Here is a 16,584-nt window from a genome sequence, read left to right on the forward strand (position 1 = left end):
GTTCCGGGTTCGTGGTGTGCAGTGCTCCGACCAGCGAAGACGCGAATCCTCACTGCCGAGCGCCGTTGTTCTGTCGAACATGTGCCACTCGTCTATCGAACAGGTGACTGTATCCGTTACCCGCGGCGGCCCGTTTCGCTTCGGGTGAACACGGCATAGATCCTCCCAGAGTTCGACCCACCGGAACCGACGGCGCGCAGGTCACCGACTCGGAACGGTCGAAAGAATCTTCGCAATCGTCGACAGAACGGCCGATTTCCGGCAAACACGACATGCTGCAAACCCCACCCTTCGACTGTCGATCTCGAGCAGTCCGGTTCTCACCGGATTTTTCTACTGTCTACCAAAGGGTTCGGATCGCCTCAAACGCGAAGAATCGCGCACGGGTGTGCCACACGACGTGCGAAAATCAAGGTTTCATCGATCCGACTCGGGGCTTGGACGAACGTCCAGATTGGTCGGCCCGAATGCCCGATAGGCGAATCGACGGGGTGAACAGGCCCGCACTCGGCCGGATCGGACATGAGCACACCCTCAGCACCCGCGCAGCTAACCGCGCGATCTCACCATCCGGAATCGGACCGCTCGCCGAATGCACTGCCGGGCGGCCGCGCCGCCGAGCGCCGGAACAGACCGAACGGGATATTTGTCACACTTACCCTGCGCTCGGCCTGCGAGATCGAACGTCATTTTCCGTCCGGCGCCTGACCTGCGTACCACTCGATGAGGTCCGGTGAGTCCACTGCGCTCGGATCCACGGCGCGCGAAGGATCCGCGCCCTGCAGAATCCGCTTCAGGGGAACTTCGAGCTTCTTGCCCGTGCGCGTGTGCGGGATACCCGGCGCGAGAAGAATGTCGTCGGGAACGTGACGCGGCGATGCCTCCTCACGAATCGCGTCGCGGATTCGAACTCGTAGCGCCTCGTCGAGCTCGACTTCGTCGGTGAGTACGACGAACAGCGGCATCCAGTAGCCGCCGTCCGGTCGATCGATTCCGAGGACCAGCGCCTCGGCGATCTCGGGCAACTTCTCGACCACCTGATAGATGTCGGCACTGCCCATCCTGATGCCGTTGCGATTGAGAGTTGAATCGGACCGGCCGTGCATCATCACCGACCCTCGTTCGGTGATCGTGATCCAGTCTCCGTGCCGCCACACGCCGGGATAGGTGTCGAAGTATGCGGACCGATACCTCTCCCCTTCCGGGTCGTTCCAGAACCGAACGGGCATCGACGGCATCGGCGCGGTGACGACGAGTTCTCCGACCTCACCGCGCACGGATGCACCCGACTCGTCGAATGCGTCGAGAGCCACACCCAGATAGGGCGCCGACAGTTCGCCTGGCCATACCGGGACCGTCCGCACGCCTCCCACGAAGGCAGACACGACATCGGTGCCCCCGCTGATCGAGGTGACCTGAACGTCTCGTCCGACGTTGTCCCGCAGCCACAAGGACGACGCGGCGGGCAGTGTGGACCCGGTGATACCCACCGCCCGCAGTGCGGTCAGGTCGTGGTCTCGCGACGGCACCGCACCAGCCTTCTCGCACACGAGCACGTAGCCGGGGCTCGTACCCAGCAGCGTCGCTCCCGTCCGGGAAGCCAACTCCCACAGAGAATCCCGCTCCGGGTACGAGGGGCTACCGTCGTAGCACACGATGGTGGCGCCGACGAGAAGGCCCGCGACCTGGTAGTTCCACATCATCCAACTCGGGCTGGTGTACCAGAACAGCGTGTCCTCGCTCCCGACGTCGGTCTGGAGGGACAGTGCCTTCAGGTGCTCGAGCAGAACGCCGCCGTGACCGTGCACGATGCCCTTCGGAAGTCCGGTGGTACCCGAGGAGAACACCACCCACAGTGGATGGTCGAACGGAACCGGTACGGGCTCGAGTTCGGCGACGCCCGAGGTGGCGGCATCCCAGGAGACGATGCCCGAATCGCGTTCGGCGACTGCGCCCTGCGTATCAGCCTCGGGTCCTTCGCCCTCGGTCGCCACGAGGACGGTGAGTGTGAGGCCGGCGAGACCCTCACGAATGCTCGCGATCTCCTCGGATCGATCGTGGCGCTTGCCGCCGAACCGATATCCGTCGGCGGTGACGAGGACCTTCGGTTCGAGCTGCCCCAGACGATCCAGCGCTGCCGGCGCGGAGTAGTCCTGCCCGCATCCGGACCACACCGCCCCGAGACTCGCCGTCGCGAGAAAACTGACCACGGCCTCCGGGATGTTCGGGAGATAACCGACGACGCGGTCACCGACGCCTACTCCATTCTCACGGAGGGTGCGAGCGAGCGCTGCCACCCGATCGAGGAGTTCGCGCCAACTCATCTCGAGATCGGCGCGATCCTCACCGAGAGAGAGAACAGCGGGCCGATCGTCACGTACTCCGCGCAACACCTGGTTCACGTAGTTGATCGATGCCCCCGGAAACCACTCGGCGCCCGGCATCTCCGCTTCGGCCAATGCCGGGCCCGCCTCGGTTTCCGAATGCACCTGGAAGTAGTCCCATACGGACTGCCAGAACTCACCGGTCTCGGAAGTCGACCATTCCCACAGCTCCCGGTAGTCACCGAAGGCCTTCCCCGTTCGCTGCGACACGAAGTTCGAGAAGTCGGTGATCGCGGCGCGAGAGACCACGAGATCGGAGGGCCTCCACTGGGGTTCGGGGCTGTGGGAAGAGGTCATGTCGATGCTTCCTTGTCGGCGTTCCTGGCGTCGGCTGCACTGGCGTCGGCTGCACTGCCGGCCGCGCGATGAAGTACGCGTTCCGCGTGACGCAGAACCGGCGCATCCACCATCTTTCCTTCGAATGCGAACACGCCACGTTCCTTGTCCACCGCGGCGAGCACGCGGCGAGCCCAGTCGATCTCGTCGTCGGTGGGCATGAAGGCCTCCCGAATCGGCGCGACCTGGCTGGGGTGAATGGCGACCTTCACGTCGAACCCGACTGCGACTCCGTCATCGGCTTCGCGCCTCAACCCGTCGAGATCCTTGATGTCGAGATACACCGAATCCAGCGCGAGTCGGTTGTAGCCCTTGGCTGCGAGCAGGGTCTGCGAGCGGACGTGTCGTGCCACGTCCCGATAGGCGCCGTCGGGGTGACGACTCGAATTGCCGCCGAGCCCGGCCACCAGATCCTCGGCGCCCCACATCACTCCGATGGTGCTGGCCGCCAACGCGATCTCCGGCACGGCAAGTGCACCGAGCGGCGATTCGATCAGTGCGATGACCTCGTGCGGCGCCAGGGACAGCACCTGTTCTGCCGAATCGCATTTGGGCAGCATCAACCGCGTGTAGCGAGTCCCGTCGAGGGCGAGGAGATCGCGCTCGTGATCCTCGGTTCCGACGGGATTGACCCGGACGACCGTACGTTCGGGGTCGATCGGCGTGTCGATGAGCGCCGTACGGGCGGCCTCCTTGTCGGCAGGTGCCACACCGTCTTCGAGATCGAGGATCACCACGTCCGCTGCGGCGGCCGCCTTCGCGTATCGCTCGGGGCGATCTGCCGGGCAGAACAGCCACGCCGGTCCCGGCGCAACCCACTTCACGACGGCCTCTTCAGAACCAGTGTCTTACGGACGGCCACCGCCACCACGTCGCCGTGCTGATTTCGCCCGGTGTGTGTCAGCGTGACGATCCCCTGGCCCGGCCGCGACTTGGACTCCCGCTTGTCGTCGATCGTGGTCTCGGCATACAGCGTGTCGCCGTGCCGCATCGGCTTCGGGAACGAGATCTCCGAGAAGCCGAGATTCGCGACGATGGTGCCCTGCGTGAGCTGGGCAACCGACAGCCCGACCAGCGTGGACAGCGTGAGCATCGAGTTGACCAGTCGCTCACCGAATTCGGTGCCTGCACCGTAGGCGGCGTCGAGGTGCAGCGCCTGCGTGTTCATCGTCTGTGTGGTGAACAGGACGTTGTCCGCCTCGGTCAGCGTGCGACCGGGCCGGTGCTCGTACACGGCGCCCAGCTCGTACTCCTCGAACCACAGGCCGCGTTGGGTGATGCGCCTGGGTTCCTTCACGGTTCCGCCTTCGCTCACAGCCCGAGCTCCCGGGCCACCAGCATCAGCTGCACCTCGGTGGTTCCCTCGCCGATCTCGAGGATCTTGCTGTCACGGTAGTGGCGCGCCACGACGTACTCGTTCATGAATCCGTACCCACCGTGAATCTGCGTCGCATCGCGTGCGTTGTCCATCGCGGCCTCGGAGGCGACGAGCTTGGCGACCGCTGCCTGCTTCTTGAACGGCTTCCCGGCGAGCATGGCCGCCGCTGCGTCGTAGTAGGCGGCGCGTGCGGTGTGCGCCCGTGCCTCCATCCGTGCGATCTTGAATGCCACAGCCTGATTGTGGCCGATCGGCCGTCCGAACGCCTCACGTTCCTTCGCGTACTTCACCGACTCGTCGACACATCCCTGTGCCGCGCCGACGCTCAGTGCTGCGATGGCGATGCGTCCTTCGTCGAGGATGCGGAGGAAGTTGGCATACCCGCGGCCACGCTCGCCGAGCAGGTTCTCCTCGGGCACCCGCGCATCCACGAAGCTCAGGGGGTGCGTGTCGGACGCATTCCAGCCGACCTTGTCGTATGCGGGTTCCGCCGTGAACCCGGGAGTGTCGGTGGGGACGATGATCGTGGAAATTTCCTTCTTGCCACTCTCCGACGTTCCCGTGACGGCGGTGGCCGTCACGAGCACGGTGATGTCGGTACCCGAGTTGGTGATGAACTGCTTGTTTCCGTTGATCACCCACTGTCCGTCCACCAACTTGGCGGTGGTCTTGGTTCCGCCGGCGTCACTGCCCGCGCCCGGCTCGGTCAGACCGAAGGCGCCGAGGGCCTTGCCCGAAGCCAATTTCGGCAGCCACTCCTGCTTCTGCGCCTCGTTGCCGAATCGGTGGATCGGCATGGCGCCCAGTGAGACGCCGGCCTCCAGCGTGATGGCCACCGACTGATCCACCTTGCCCAACTCCTCGAGAGCGAGGCACAGTGCGAAGTAGTCACCGCCCATGCCGCCGTACTCCTCGGGGAACGGCAGCCCGAAGAGTCCCATCTCGGCCATACCGGCCACGACCTCGTACGGGAAGGTGTGCTCGGCATCGTGCTTCGCAGAGACGGGAGCGACGACGTTCTTCGCGAAGTCGGCGACCGTCTTCGCCAACTGCTGGTACTCGTCGGGAAGTTGTCCGGTGGCGAGGTAATCGGTCATGACACGTCTTCTTTCGTCTCTGCGTGCTGGGCTTCGGGGGTGATTCGTGCAAGTAGCTGGTCCACGACGACCTGGTCACCAGCGGCGACCAGAAGCTCGACGACTCCGTCGACCGGGGCGGTGAGCGAGTGCTCCATCTTCATCGCCTCGACGACCACGACGACCTGGCCGGCCGTGACCGTGTCGCCGTCGGCGACTCCCACGGCGATGACGGATCCGGGCATCGGGCTGGTGATCTCGGCGTCGCCGGTGTGCGCGTCGCCGGTCCTGACGCTGACTTCGCGGAGTTCCTTGACCATCCAGGTTCCTTCGGAATCCGACAGCCACAGGTGTCCGTCCGCATCCGCCACGCGGTACGCACGCCGTCGACCGTCGATCACTACCGACAGTTCCGAATCGTTCAGTGAGGCAACGAGGTCACGAGACTCACCGTCTTCGACACGGGCCTGGGCCGCCGACGGGTTCCCGGTGATGTGAACGTGCGCGGTGGACCCGGCAGACGCCAACCGAAGACTGGTCGGTGCCGGAGTTCCGGCTCGCCACCCGCTCGGAACGTCCCACGGATCGGTGACGGCAGCATCGCCCGCCTCCGGCCACCGCGAGACCCACCTGAATGCGGCGGCCGCGATCAGGACGTCGTCCGGCGCGTCGGTGGCCTCGAAGTCGTCGACCCGCCGATCCAGCAGACCGGTGTCCAGTCGGCCGGCGACCACGTCGGGATCCGCGAGAAGGAACCGAGCGAAGTCGATGTTGGTGACGACACCGAGAACCCCGGTACCGGCGAGAGCGCGGTCCAGCCTGCGCAGTGCCCCACTGCGATCCGAAGCGTGCGCGATGACCTTCGCGAGCATCGGGTCGTAGTCGCTGCCGACCACGGTGCCGGGCAGAAGGCCCGAGTCGACTCGAACACCCGGCCCACTCGGCTCCACTACGTCGACCACCGTGCCGCCGGTGGGCAGGAATCCGCGACTCGGATCCTCTGCGTACACGCGAGCTTCGATGGCATGCCCGGTGAGTGAGATGTCGGCCTGGGTGAATCCGAGCCGTTCGCCTGCGGCGATCCGGGCCTGCCACTCGACGAGGTCCAGGCCGGTAACCAATTCCGTGACCGGATGCTCCACTTGCAGTCGGGTATTCATCTCCATGAAGAAGAACTCGTCCGGCTTGTCCGCCGAGACGATGAACTCGACCGTCCCTGCGCCCGAGTAGCCGACGCTGCGAGCAGTGTTGCAGGCCGCCTCGCCGATGCGCGCTCGCGTCGCCTCGTCGAGCAGTGGCGACGGTGCCTCCTCGATCACCTTCTGGTGGCGACGTTGCAGGCTGCACTCGCGCTCGCCGAGATGGACGACGTTGCCGTGGTTGTCGGCAAGAATCTGAACCTCGATGTGCCTCGGCCTCAGTACGAACCGTTCGAGGAACAGCGCGTCGTCGTCGAACGCGGATGCTGCCTCTCGGCGGGCACTCTGCAGTGCCTCCGGGAGTGCTGCGGGGTCTTCGACGAGGCGCATGCCCTTGCCGCCACCACCGGCCGACGGCTTCACCAGAACGGGGTAACCGATGTCTACGGCCGCCTCGATCAGGTCGGCATCGGACAGGCCGGGTCGAGCGATTCCCGGCACCACGGGCACAGCGAACTTCGCCACCGCGTTCTTGGCGGTGATCTTGTCGCCCATCACCTCGATGGCATGTGCAGACGGACCGAGAAAGGCGATTCCCGCGTCGGCACAGGCAGCCGCGAACTTGGCGTTCTCCGACAGGAAGCCATAGCCCGGATGGATGCCTTGCGCCCCGGTCGACTCGGCGGCCGCGATCACCTTGTCGATCGCCAGGTAGCTTTCCCTTGCCGCAGCAGGCCCGAGCAGCACCGCGGTGTCGGCCTCGAGGACGTGCCTTGCGCCCCGGTCGGCCTCACTGAACACCGCGACGGAGCGAATCCCCATTTCACGCAGGGTGCGGATCACGCGCACCGCGATCTCGCCACGGTTGGCGACAAGGACGGTATCGATATCGGTCATGTCTCTCACATCCGGAATACGCCGTAGGAGACCGGCTCGATCGGCGCGTTCGCACACGTCGAGAGCGCCAGTCCGAGAACAGTTCTGGTGTCGGCAGGGTCGATGATTCCGTCGTCCCACAGCCGGGCAGTCGAGTAGTAGGGGTTGCCCTGGTCCTCGTACTGCTGCCGGATGGGAGCCTTGAACGCTTCTTCGTCCTCCGCCGACCACTCGCCGTCGACCTGGTCGCCGCGCACCGTGGCGAGCACCGACGCAGCCTGCTCTCCGCCCATCACGGAGATCCGCGCGTTCGGCCACATCCACAGGAAGCGCGGCGAGTACGCCCGACCACACATCGAGTAGTTGCCGGCGCCGTACGAACCACCGATCACGACGGTGAGCTTGGGAACCCGGGCGCACGCGACGGCGGTGACCATCTTCGCGCCGTGCTTGGCGATGCCACCCGCCTCGTAGTCGCGGCCGACCATGAAGCCGGCGATGTTCTGCAAGAACACCAGCGGGATGCTGCGCTTGTCGCACAGCTCGATGAAATGTGCACCCTTCATGGCGGACTCCGCGAACAGCACCCCGTTGTTGGCGACGATGCCGACCGGATGCCCGTGGATGCGAGCGAATCCGGTGACCAGCGTCTTGCCGTACTCGGCCTTGAATTCTTGGAAACCGGATCGGCCGTCGCGGCCGCCGTCGATCACGCGGTCGATCACCTCGTGCACGTCGTAGGGGGTGCGCGAGTCCGTGGGCACCACGTCGTACAACTCGTCCTGCGCGGCAGCGGGTTCCCTCGTCGACTCGACGTCCCACGGAGTGTCGGTTCGCGGGCCGAAGGTGGACACGATGTTCCGGACGATGCGCAGTGCATCCTGATCGTCCTCGGCGAGATGGTCGGTGACTCCGGAGGTCTTGGAGTGGAGGTCTCCACCACCGAGTTCTTCTGCGGTGACGACCTCGCCGGTCGCGGCCTTCACCAACGGCGGGCCCCCGAGGAAGATGGTGCCCTGATTGCGCACGATCACGGCCTCGTCACTCATGGCCGGCACGTACGCGCCACCGGCCGTGCACGATCCGAGCACCGCCGCGATCTGCGGGATCCCCTGTGCACTCATGGTGGCCTGGTTGTAGAAGATGCGTCCGAAGTGCTCGCGGTCCGGGAACACCTCGTCCTGGCGCGGCAGAAAGGCGCCGCCCGAGTCGACCAGGTACAGGCATGGAAGCCGGTTCTGCAGAGCGATCTCCTGCGCACGGAGATGCTTCTTGACGGTCATCGGGTAGTAGGTGCCGCCCTTCACGGTGGCGTCGTTGGCGACGATGACGCATTCACGTCCCGATACCCGCCCGACGCCCGCGATCACGCCCGCGCCGGGGGACTCGTCGTCGTACATGCCGTTCGCGGCCAGCGGAGCGATCTCGAGGAAGGGGCTGCCCGGATCCAGCAGCGCGTCGACTCGGTCGCGTGGGAGCAGCTTTCCTCGGCTCACGTGACGGTCTCGGGACTTCTCGCTGCCACCGAGCGCAGCGACGCTCAGCTTGTCGCGCAACTCTGTGACCAGCCGTGTGTGTTCGGCCCGGTTCGTCTCACGAACAGTCATACCGCCACCCTTGCCATTGGTTAATGTTGAATAACTGAAATCAAGATAACTGTGATTAACTGAGTTGTCCAGATCACACGACCGACAGAAGGTGACTGCCATGACCGGACCTGAGTCGCCGACCAGGCGCAGCCTTCTCAAGGCCGACCGTCGGCGACAGCTACTGCAGGCAGCGGCGCGCCTCATTGCCGAACGCGGCTTTCTGGGCGTCCGTCTGGAGGATCTCGGATCGGCCGTCGGCATCAGCGGCCCCGCCGTCTACCGCCACTTCCCCAACAAGGACGCCGTGTTGGTCGAACTACTCGTCGGGATCAGTCAGCGACTCCTGGATGGTGGCACCGCCGTCGTGTCGGAGGCGTCGACATCGCGCCTCGCGCTGGAACGTCTCGTCGACTTTCACCTCGACTTCACGCTCACAGAACCGGACCTCATTCGTATTCAGGACCGCGATCTGCAATCGCTACCCGACGACGCCAGGCGTCGAGTGCGCCTTACTCAGCGGCAATACGTCGAGACGTGGGTGCGGATTCTCGTCGATCTCGACACCGAACTCGGCGAAAAGGACGCTCGCACCAGAGCTCACGCGATATTCGGTCTCATGAACTCCACACCGCACAGCGCGAATCCGTCTACACCGGCGGACACGCGCCGAGTCCTGCGGGCCATGAGCCTTGCCGCACTTGCCCCTTCCTGAACCGGGCATGCGCCCCTGCCCACACACGGGAGAAGCCCCGTTCGGATCGAACGGGGCTTCTGCCGTGGTGGATCGAGATTCACATCTCGCGGGTCAAGCCTTCTTACTGGTGAGAGCTGTGTAGCCGAGGGTGAGCACGGCCGCAGCGGCAATACTGATGATCCAACGGATCCAGTCGATTCCGCCGGTGTCGCCCTTGTCCAGCAGGCCTTCCCAGACCCAGTAACCGATCAGTGCACCGGCAATACCCAGAACCACGGTGATGACCCATCCCATGGCCTGTTTGCCGGGGATCACCAGACGTGCGAGCACACCGATGATCGCACCGAAGATGATCGTGCCGATAATGCTGCCGATCATGGCTCTCCTCTCCACGCATTCATTCGAACGTAGGAGCGGACATTCCCGCTCTCCGGTTGAACATAACCCTATTCGGGCCATTTTTGCGTGCGCTTGTACATATTGTTGCCGAACGGTTCACCGTCGCAACAGCAATTGGATTGCGAAACGACACCGTAGATGTGTTCACAGCCCCGTTCCAGGTACTCGATTACTCGACGTATACCGAGACGTAGGCATTCGTCAGGGTCCCGAGACTGGTGCCGTCGAGGCACGAAGACGATCCCTGCCCCACGGGACTGAAGGAACCGCCCCACGAACCCCGGTACGGGCCGATCGCCATGATCGGGAACATGTTCGGAACGAAATGCAGCCCGAAGCACTCGGTGACCACGGTGTACTCCCGGCGAGGAGGCGCATCCACGTCATGGCACGTTGCCGTCGCACTGACGAGGTCACGCGTGATCGCACAATCCTGCGGCGCAGCCTGGGCCACCCCCGTGCCGATCGCCGCGCCGAAGCCGAGCACGGTCGCAGCAGCGACGGTGATCCGCGCGGCAACGGCCGCTGTTCGCGTCATCCGTGTCATCTTCAATCCTTCCGAGGAATGTGACAATCCGTACACCGATGAATCGAACGTGCGCCCTCAGCTGTTACGACAAGGGCCGACGACTCTCAGGCCCCTCCGATGAGATCGAGAGATTTCTCGCGCATCTCGACCTTGCGCACCTTCCCCGTCACCGTCATCGGGAACTCGTCCACGACGTGCACGTAGCGCGGAATCTTGTAATGCGCGAGTTTGCCGGTGCAGAAGTCACGCAGGGTATCGGCGTCGATGGGGGCGACACCTTCCTTCATCCGAACCCACGCCATGAGTTCCTCGCCGTACTTCGCATCGGGAACTCCGATGACCTGAGCGTCGAGGATGTCCGGGTGCGTGTAGAGGAACTCCTCGATCTCGCGGGGGTACACGTTTTCACCGCCGCGAATGACCATGTCCTTGATCCGGCCGGTGATGGCGACGTAGCCGTCGTCGTCCATCACTCCGATGTCGCCGGTGTGCATCCACCGTGCGGAATCGATGGCCTCGGCGGTCTTCTCCTCGTTCTCCCAGTAGCCCAACATCACCGAGTAGCCGCGCGTGCACAGCTCGCCGGGCTCGCCACGTGACACCGTCAGACCCGACACCGGATCTACGATCTTGACCTCGAGATGCGGGCCCACCCGGCCCACGGTCGATACTCGCTGGTCGATGGTGTCGTCCGAACGCGTCTGGAGGGAGACCGGGGACGTCTCGGTCATGCCGTAACAGATGGATACCTCGGACATTCCCATGCGATCGATGACCTGCTTCATCACCTCGACAGGGCACGGCGAGCCGGCCATGATCCCGGTGCGCAGACTCGAGAGATCGTAGGAGTCGAACTCCGGGAGCGCGAGTTCGGCGATGAACATCGTCGGGACCCCGTAGAGCGACGTGCACCGCTCTGCCGCCACCGCCGCGAGCGCATCTTTCGGATCGAAGGAGGCGCCCGGAATCACCATGGCCGCACCGTGAGTGGTGGCCGCGAGGTTTCCCATGACCATCCCGAAGCAGTGGTAGAAGGGCACCGGGATGCAGATGCGGTCTTCCTCTGTGTAGTGGCACAACTCCCCTACGAAATACCCGTTGTTGAGGATGTTGTGGTGGCTGAGCGTGGCCCCCTTGGGGAACCCGGTGGTGCCGGACGTGTACTGGATGTTGATCGGATCGTCGGCGGACAGCGTCCGCTGAGCCCGGCGCACGAGGTCCGGGTCCCCGGCAAGCGCCGCCGCGCCGTCGGTGAACAACGACTCCCACTCGTCCGATTCGAGCAGAACGACCGACCGCAGCCCGGGGCACGCGGGCCGGACCGCCGCGATCATGCCCGCGTAGTCGGACGTCTTGAATCGCGGCGCGGACACCAGGTGACCGATCCCCGACTGCCCGAGCACGTATTTCAGTTCGTGTTCGCGATACGCCGGGTTGATGTTGACGAGGACGGCACCGATCTTCGCGGTCGCGTACTGAACGAAGGTCCACTCGGGGCAGTTGGGTGCCCAGATGCCGACGCGGTCACCCTTCGCGACACCGGCACCGATCAAGCCGGCCGCCAACGCGTCGACTTGCCGGGCGAACTCGTCGTACGTCCAACGTCGTCCACTCTGGTGATCGACGAGGGCGTCGCGACCACCGTGGGCCGCGACCGTGCGGTCCAGGTTGTCCCCGATGGTGTCGCCGAGCATCGGGGCATCCCAAACTCCGGAAGTGTAACTGGGTAGTGGTGCACTCATCTTGCGTCCTCTTCTCGGCGAATTGCGGGGCCGAAGAGAACGGTAGTGACCTGCATCACTGGTGCGCCACCCCCGAATGGGGCTACGCCCCTGTGAGCGGCCTGCGAGTCCAGGGACTCGCTAACCGCTCACGGGCGTGAGCGCGACCATTTCCTGGCGAAGTTCGTTCCACACCGTCGCGTACGAGTCGATCACCGGTTCGGCGATCCACTTGGTGTCGCCGGCGTCCACCTTGGCGAGCGCATCGGCGAACAGGTCCTGGTAGCGCGACAGCCGAGGCACGAATGCGGAGAGGTCGTCGAACACGTCGGCGGCCTTCGCGTCCAACGCTTTCAGCCCGGGAACGTCCGCCTCCTCGACAACTTCCACGAACTGCTCGTGCAGCGGCTCGAAGCGCTCGTACACCTCGGCGATCGAATCCTCGTCGATGGAGACACGCTCCGCGTCGAGTTGGTCTTCGAGTTCCTTCAGACCGGCCGCGGTGAGCGCGATCTTCCGGTCGGCGACCTCCTCGGCCTTGTTCTGCGTGACGAGGGCGTCGTAGGCGGCCTGACCTGACGAAGCACTCACACCGAGATGTTCTGCGAGCACGGTCGCACCGACCTGCTCCTTCAGTCGCACCGCTTGCAGCAGCGCGAGCTCGTCCACATTGCCTGCGAAGGCCATTGATCTCTCCTGGTGATATTCGACGGTTCTCTCAGAGCTATCGAACACCATCAGGGCTCCAGAATGTCGGCCCGGTCCGAGAGTTCGTCGACGCGGGAGGTGTCCTTCAATGCCACACCCGACCTGCCCAGACGCCGCGCGCCGGCGAGGAGCCCCGCCGCGGTTCGAGCGGCCCGTCCATATCCGAGACCTTCCGGCGGATGAATGTTGGAGATGCAATTGCGATCGGAGTCCGCCCGGCCGGGACGCGGCAGGTGCGTCAGATAGATGCCCAGGCTGTCGGCGACGGACAGTCCCGGCCGCTCCCCGATCAGTAGGACGAGCGTGCGCACGCCCATCGCCTCCGCGATGTGATCCCCCAGAGCCACTCGGGCCTGGGTGGCAATGACCGGTGGCGCCAGCGTGTAGTGATCGGACAGCTCGTCCACCAGTGCGGTGAGCAACGGCGCACCGTGCTCCGCGAGCGCAAGGGGCGAAAGTCCGTCGGCGAGCACGAAACCCACCTCGGCGTCGCCGGCCTGAACCCGGGTGAGATCCGTCGGCAGCCGCCCCAGGTCGGGCCGACGCAGGTACTTGCTTCGGTCCGTCGCACGGCTCGAGACCGCGACCGGAACGCCGATTCCCACGGCCTCCACGCGTTCGCTCAGTGCTCGAACATCCAACGGCTGGTGCACCGCATCCCGTGCGGCGGCGTGGGCTGCTTTGAACTCGAGGACACGCGACGTCGGCAACGAATCGCCCGTGCGCCCCAGACCGATGCGCGACTGTGTGCTGCGGCGTAGATCGTTCCAGAACGCTTCTTCCGGCAGTCGGTCCGTCACGGTGTCACCGTCAGCTCGTGCAACGGCGACGAGGCAGCATCCACGGGAACGATCCGGCCGTTCGGGCCCACCATGCCGAGTCTGCGCAACCATTCCTCGAACTCGGGGGCGGGCCGTAGTCCGAGCACCTGCCGCACGTAGAGCGCATCGTGAAACGACAGGCTCTGATAGCCGAGCATCACGTCGTCCGCCCCCGGCACGGTGATCACGAACGCAGTCCCCGCGACCCCCAGAAGTGTGAGCAGCGAGTCCATGTCGTCCTGGTCCGCTTCGGCGTGGTTGGTATAGCAGACGTCGACGCCCATCGGCAGACCGAGAAGCTTGCCGCAGAAGTGGTCCTCGAGCCCGGCGCGAACGATCTGCTTGCCGTCGAACAGATACTCGGGCCCGATGAACCCGACGACCGTGTTGACGAGGAGCGGTTCGAGATCGCGTGCGAGACCGTAGGCGCGCGCTTCGAGAGTCTGCTGGTCCACGGGACGACCACCCGTACCCAGATGCGCGCCGGAACTGAGAGCCGAACCCTGACCGGTTTCGAGGTACATGACGTTGTCGCCGACAGTCCCTCGCTCGAGCGATCGACCGGCCGCGTTCGCCTCACGAAGCAGGGCGACGTCGACGCCGAAACCGGCATTGGCCCCCTGCGTCCCGGCTATGGACTGGAATACAAGATCCACCGGGGCACCCGACTCGATCAGTTCCATCGTCGTCGTCACGTGCGACAGCACGCACGACTGCGCGGGAATGTCGTAACGCCGCCGCACGTCGTCGAGTAGATGCAGTAGATCCGCTGTCACCTGCGGCGAATCGGTCGCCGGATTGATCCCGATCACTGCGTCACCACAGCCCAGCAGTAGCCCGTCCAAAGTCGCTGCCGCGATGCCCCGAGGGTCGTCGGTCGGGTGGTTCGGTTGCAGCCGCGTCGCCACCCGTCCCGGCAACCCGATCGTCGTCCGGAAGCCGGCAGTCACCGTGACAGCCCGAGCCACCGCGATCAGATCCTGGTTCCGCATGATCTTGCTGGCTGCGGCGACCATCTCCGGGGTCAACCCAGGCGCCACAGAACGCAGTATGTGCGCGGCGTTCGGGTCGACCGCAACCGCGAGCAACCAATCCCGCAATCCACCGACAGTCAGGTGCGATACCGCCTGAAAGGCAGCCTTGTCGTGAGTGTCGATGATCAGGCGCGTGACCTCGTCGTCCTCGTAGGGCACCACCAGATCGTTCAGGAAAGCGGTGAGGGGAACGTCGGCGAGCGCCCACTGTGCCGCCGCCCGTTCGGCGTCGGAATGGGCGGCGCACCCTGCGAGTTCGTCGCCGCTGCGCGCGGGCGTCGCCTTGGCGAGCAGATCCACCACACCGTCGAAAGTGTGGTTCACTCCGCGCACCTGCTTGTGAAAGGTCGTCATTCGAGTTCGTCCTCCGCCTCTGCCAATACAGCAAACTCTTCGTCCGGCGAGTTGGCAACGAGGTGGTGACGGCTGTACACGGCGAAGTAGAGCATGAAGCCGCCGAAGGCGAGAGATGTCCACAGTGCGGCGATGGGGTCGACGAGGAAAGTGGCGACCACGGCCACAGCCGCGACGACGAGCGCGAACGACGTCGTCGCGATACCGCCCGGAGTCCGGTACGGCCGACGCATCCCGGGTTCGCGTCGGCGGAGCACGATGTGACTCACCATCATCAGCACATAGCTGACGGCGGCACCGAATACCGCCATGTTCAGCAACATCGCGCCCTCACCGGTGAGAGAAAGTGCGAACCCGATCACGCCGGGCACGATCAGCGCCAGGACGGGCGCCTTTCGAGAGTTGGTGACGGACAGACTCTTCGGCAGGTAGCCGGCCCGTGACAGTGCGAATGTCTGACGCGAGTATGCGTACATGATCGAGAAGAAGCTCGCCACCAGGCCCGCAAGGCCGATGTAATTGACGACCTTCGCAGTGCTGCTGTCGCCGAGGGCCTCTACGAGCGGGTTGCCCGACGCGGAGAGTGCGTCGGCGCCCAGCGCGCCGGTGGCGAGCAACAACACCGACGCACCCGTCACGACGAGCACGAGCATGCTGACGATGATCCCCTTCGGGACGTTCTTCTCGGGGTTCCGCGCCTCCTCCGCGGCAAGGGGTACGCCCTCGACGGCGAGGAAGAACCAGATCGCGAACGGCACGGCCGCCCAGATCCCCATCAGCCCGAAGGGCAGGAAGGACGAGGCGCCCGCGGCATCGGTGGGCGTGATGTCGGACAGATTTCCGACATCGAACAGACCGACCGCCGAGACGGCGAAGACGACGAGTCCTACGAGCGCGATCGCGGTGATGACGAACATCGCTTTGAGAGCCTCGCCCGCACCCGTCAAGTGAATACCGATGAAGATGGCATACACCGCCAGGTACACCCACCAACCGTCCGAGATCCCCAACAGGTTCAACGATTCGACATAACTGCCGATGAAGGTGGCGATGGCCGCCGGTGCGATGGCGTACTCGATGAGAATGGCCGTGCCCGTGGCGAACCCGCCCCACGGACCGAGTGCGCGACGAGCGAAGGTGTAACCGCCGCCCGCGGCAGGTAGCGCCGACGACATCTCCGCCATGCCGAGGACCATCGCGAGATACATGCCGGCGATGACGACACCCGCTGTCAGCAGGCCACCGAATCCACCCTCTGCCAGGCCGTTGTTCCAGCCGGCGTAGTCACCCGAGACGACATAGCTGACGCCGAGGCCGGCGAGCAGCACCCAACCCGCCGAGCCCTTTCTGAGCGTGCGCTTCTCGAGGTAGTCGGCGTCTTCGTCGTGAAATTCTGTGCTGCGATTGTGTTCGCCGTGCTGTGGTGAACCGTGAGACTCCGCGGCGGTGGGCTTCTCGAGAGTCATGTCGAGCCTCTTGTCATTGGATACTCGGGCCGGGCCACGGCGCATCGCCGTGGCCCGAGAGGCACGGTATTGGTGTGGTG

General features: G+C 64.9%; 14 protein-coding genes. 1 reads left to right on the forward strand and 13 read right to left on the reverse strand.

What is annotated here, in order from left to right:
- Nucleotides 1–686: 686 nt before the first annotated feature.
- From ACZI8R_RS07330 to ACZI8R_RS07355, 6 genes are read right to left on the reverse strand one after another with little or no spacing between them, the layout of a single operon-like run.
- Nucleotides 687–2,681, reverse strand: coding sequence for an acetoacetate--CoA ligase (locus tag ACZI8R_RS07330; protein ID WP_463378926.1), 1,995 nt, complete (start codon nt 2,679–2,681; stop codon nt 687–689).
- Entirely contained in the window at nt 2,678–3,544 is an 867-nt protein-coding gene (locus tag ACZI8R_RS07335; RefSeq protein ID WP_463378927.1) for an HpcH/HpaI aldolase/citrate lyase family protein, read from the reverse strand. Before ACZI8R_RS07335 ends, ACZI8R_RS07330 begins: the two co-directional genes overlap by 4 nt.
- Nucleotides 3,541–4,017, reverse strand: a complete 477-nt coding sequence (locus ACZI8R_RS07340; RefSeq protein WP_463378928.1) for a MaoC family dehydratase — start codon at nt 4,015–4,017, stop codon at nt 3,541–3,543. The genes ACZI8R_RS07335 and ACZI8R_RS07340 overlap by 4 nt, the downstream gene beginning before the upstream one ends.
- A 14-nt stretch (nt 4,018–4,031) precedes the next feature.
- Complete coding sequence (locus tag ACZI8R_RS07345; protein WP_463378929.1) at nt 4,032–5,195, reverse strand: acyl-CoA dehydrogenase family protein; 1,164 nt, start codon at nt 5,193–5,195, stop codon at nt 4,032–4,034.
- On the reverse strand, nt 5,192–7,210 hold the full coding sequence (locus ACZI8R_RS07350; protein ID WP_463378930.1) for an acetyl/propionyl/methylcrotonyl-CoA carboxylase subunit alpha: 2,019 nt from the start codon (nt 7,208–7,210) through the stop codon (nt 5,192–5,194). The genes ACZI8R_RS07345 and ACZI8R_RS07350 overlap by 4 nt, the downstream gene beginning before the upstream one ends.
- Nucleotides 7,211–7,215: 5 nt before the next feature.
- Complete coding sequence (locus ACZI8R_RS07355) at nt 7,216–8,796, reverse strand: carboxyl transferase domain-containing protein (RefSeq protein ID WP_463378931.1); 1,581 nt, start codon at nt 8,794–8,796, stop codon at nt 7,216–7,218.
- A 100-nt stretch (nt 8,797–8,896) separates the two neighbouring features.
- On the opposite strand from ACZI8R_RS07355, the gene ACZI8R_RS07360 reads away from it, so the two are divergent.
- Nucleotides 8,897–9,490: an SACE_7040 family transcriptional regulator gene (locus ACZI8R_RS07360; protein ID WP_463378932.1), complete on the forward strand. Its 594-nt coding sequence runs from the start codon at nt 8,897–8,899 to the stop codon at nt 9,488–9,490.
- 93 nt (nt 9,491–9,583) lie between these two features.
- On the opposite strand, the gene ACZI8R_RS07365 is transcribed toward ACZI8R_RS07360, so the two are convergent.
- The 7 genes from ACZI8R_RS07365 to eat form a co-directional block, all read right to left on the reverse strand.
- Nucleotides 9,584–9,850, reverse strand: coding sequence for a GlsB/YeaQ/YmgE family stress response membrane protein (locus ACZI8R_RS07365; protein WP_463378933.1), 267 nt, complete (start codon nt 9,848–9,850; stop codon nt 9,584–9,586).
- A gap of 190 nt (nt 9,851–10,040) precedes the next feature.
- Nucleotides 10,041–10,418 (reverse strand): hypothetical protein, encoded by a 378-nt coding sequence (locus ACZI8R_RS07370; protein ID WP_463378934.1) that lies wholly within the window; start codon nt 10,416–10,418, stop codon nt 10,041–10,043.
- Nucleotides 10,419–10,504: 86 nt separating this feature from the next.
- Nucleotides 10,505–12,142: an AMP-binding protein gene (locus ACZI8R_RS07375; protein ID WP_463378935.1), complete on the reverse strand. Its 1,638-nt coding sequence runs from the start codon at nt 12,140–12,142 to the stop codon at nt 10,505–10,507.
- A 120-nt stretch (nt 12,143–12,262) separates the two neighbouring features.
- On the reverse strand, nt 12,263–12,808 hold the full coding sequence (locus ACZI8R_RS07380) for a hypothetical protein (protein ID WP_463378936.1): 546 nt from the start codon (nt 12,806–12,808) through the stop codon (nt 12,263–12,265).
- Nucleotides 12,809–12,858: 50 nt separating this feature from the next.
- Entirely contained in the window at nt 12,859–13,629 is a 771-nt protein-coding gene (gene eutC, locus ACZI8R_RS07385; protein ID WP_463378937.1) for an ethanolamine ammonia-lyase subunit EutC, read from the reverse strand.
- Nucleotides 13,626–15,038, reverse strand: coding sequence for an ethanolamine ammonia-lyase subunit EutB (locus tag ACZI8R_RS07390; protein WP_463378938.1), 1,413 nt, complete (start codon nt 15,036–15,038; stop codon nt 13,626–13,628). Before ACZI8R_RS07390 ends, eutC begins: the two co-directional genes overlap by 4 nt.
- Nucleotides 15,035–16,504 carry an ethanolamine permease gene (gene eat, locus ACZI8R_RS07395; protein ID WP_463378939.1) on the reverse strand — a complete coding sequence of 490 codons (1,470 nt, stop codon included), beginning with the start codon at nt 16,502–16,504 and terminating at the stop codon, nt 15,035–15,037. The genes ACZI8R_RS07390 and eat overlap by 4 nt, the downstream gene beginning before the upstream one ends.
- Nucleotides 16,505–16,584 lie beyond the last annotated feature (80 nt).

This window comes from Rhodococcus huquni (assembly GCF_055231055.1).

What these genes read in the sequence shown, in the direction of transcription:
- ACZI8R_RS07330 (WP_463378926.1), bottom strand. Translation starts at nt 2,681, where the DNA reads ATGACCTCTTCCCACAGCCCCGAACCCCAGTGGAGGCCCTCCGATCTC.
- ACZI8R_RS07345 (WP_463378929.1), bottom strand. Translation starts at nt 5,195, where the DNA reads ATGACCGATTACCTCGCCACCGGACAACTTCCCGACGAGTACCAGCAG.
- ACZI8R_RS07350 (WP_463378930.1), bottom strand. Translation starts at nt 7,210, where the DNA reads ATGACCGATATCGATACCGTCCTTGTCGCCAACCGTGGCGAGATCGCG.
- ACZI8R_RS07355 (WP_463378931.1), bottom strand. Translation starts at nt 8,796, where the DNA reads ATGACTGTTCGTGAGACGAACCGGGCCGAACACACACGGCTGGTCACA.
- ACZI8R_RS07360 (WP_463378932.1), top strand. Translation starts at nt 8,897, where the DNA reads ATGACCGGACCTGAGTCGCCGACCAGGCGCAGCCTTCTCAAGGCCGAC.
- ACZI8R_RS07365 (WP_463378933.1), bottom strand. Translation starts at nt 9,850, where the DNA reads ATGATCGGCAGCATTATCGGCACGATCATCTTCGGTGCGATCATCGGT.
- ACZI8R_RS07370 (WP_463378934.1), bottom strand. Translation starts at nt 10,418, where the DNA reads ATGACACGGATGACGCGAACAGCGGCCGTTGCCGCGCGGATCACCGTC.
- ACZI8R_RS07375 (WP_463378935.1), bottom strand. Translation starts at nt 12,142, where the DNA reads ATGAGTGCACCACTACCCAGTTACACTTCCGGAGTTTGGGATGCCCCG.
- ACZI8R_RS07380 (WP_463378936.1), bottom strand. Translation starts at nt 12,808, where the DNA reads ATGGCCTTCGCAGGCAATGTGGACGAGCTCGCGCTGCTGCAAGCGGTG.
- ACZI8R_RS07390 (WP_463378938.1), bottom strand. Translation starts at nt 15,038, where the DNA reads ATGACGACCTTTCACAAGCAGGTGCGCGGAGTGAACCACACTTTCGAC.
- eat (WP_463378939.1), bottom strand. Translation starts at nt 16,504, where the DNA reads ATGACTCTCGAGAAGCCCACCGCCGCGGAGTCTCACGGTTCACCACAG.